The sequence below is a fragment of the Gordonia sp. NPDC003429 genome, from assembly GCF_053588575.1.
On record NZ_JBSFQF010000054.1, the window covers coordinates 1 to 1,333 of the forward strand.

1 protein-coding gene and 1 other annotated feature are annotated in these 1,333 nt (G+C 60.9%); the gene reads right to left on the reverse strand.

Annotated elements, in window-relative coordinates; genetic code table 11:
• Positions 1-31 precede the first annotated feature (31 nt).
• A protein-coding gene (locus ACWDSI_RS20445; RefSeq protein ID WP_449757686.1) for an IS3 family transposase occupies positions 32-1,281 on the reverse strand; the annotation gives its coding sequence in 2 pieces (ribosomal slippage) (positions 32-990 and positions 990-1,281; 1,251 coding nt in all).
• Positions 869-1,000: a sequence feature (AL1L pseudoknot), on the reverse strand. Its footprint overlaps the gene before it by 132 nt.
• Positions 1,282-1,333 lie beyond the last annotated feature (52 nt).

Here is a 1,333-nt window from a genome sequence, read left to right on the forward strand (position 1 = left end):
TGAACCGTCCTGGATCGGATGGAGACCTGGTTTAGGCCACCTCCGCTTTGGAGGCGACGGTGTCACGGTAGCGCGTCTCGTATTCGATGGGTGGGCAGTAGTCCAGAGACGAGTGCAGTCGCTCTGTGTTGAACCAGTGGACGTAGGCGGCGGTCTCTCGTTCGACGTGGCCCCGATCGGTCCAGGTGCGGCCGGTGTCGATCAACTCGGTCTTGTAGAGGCCGATCGCCGATTCCATGAGCGCATTGTCGAGAGCATCGCCCACCGATCCGATGGAACCGGTGATGTTGGCCTCGGTCAAGGCGGCGGTGAACGCCAACGACGTGTACTGACTTCCCGCATCGCTGTGATGCACCAAACCCGTTGAAGTAAAAGCGAATCCGGACCTCCGTCGAGTGAACAGTGCTTGTTCGACCACACTGGTCACCAACGGTGTGTGCTTGCTGGTCATGACCCGCCATCCGAGGATGCGCCGTGAGAACACATCGACGAGGAACGCCACGTAGACGAACCCGGCCAATGTCCACACGTAGGTAAAGTCGGCGACCCACCACTGATCGGGATGTGTGGGTGTATTCCACTGCCGCTCAACATGATCAGGGAAGCGCGGTGCCGTCTCGTCGCGACGGGTCGTAGTGATGCGATGCGAGCCACGAACCGCGCCGGAGATTCCGCAGATCCCCATCAGCCGGCCGATCTGGTCGCGTCCCATCATATGACCGGCACGCCACATCGTGTGATACATCTTGCGCACCCCATACACACTGCGGTTCTTCTCAAACTGCTGGTAGACGGCGTGCGCGGCATACGCCTCGGACAGTGTCGCTGCCGAGATCGTGCCCCGCTGTTTGTGGGCGTAGTAGGTGGACGGGGCGATCTGCATTCCGTACTCGGTGAGTACCCGGCAGATCGGATCGACCCCGAACCGGTCGCGGTGAGCGTCGATATACTCGACGATCAACGAAGTCGGCGGTCGATCTCCGCCGCGGCGAAAAACGCCGACGCTGTCTTCAAAATCTCATTGGCTCTGCGTAATTCGGCGTTCTCCCGCCGAAGTTCACGCAATTCCGCGTCATGGGCGGCCACCGTCGTCCCCGATCCGGAGACGATCGGAGTGTCCTTCTCGATCCAGTTGCGTAGCGTCGCCGGATTGATGTCGAGCAACTCCCCGACATGACGACGCGCTCCTGACTTGGACTCGCCGGGCTCGGCAAGCCGATCCCGATACATCCTCACCGCCCGCTCACGGGTCTCCTGGTCGAACTTCCGTGGTGCTCCCATATCCGTATTCTCCTGGTGAGATCACGGTCTCCACCAGACCCAGGACGGTTCA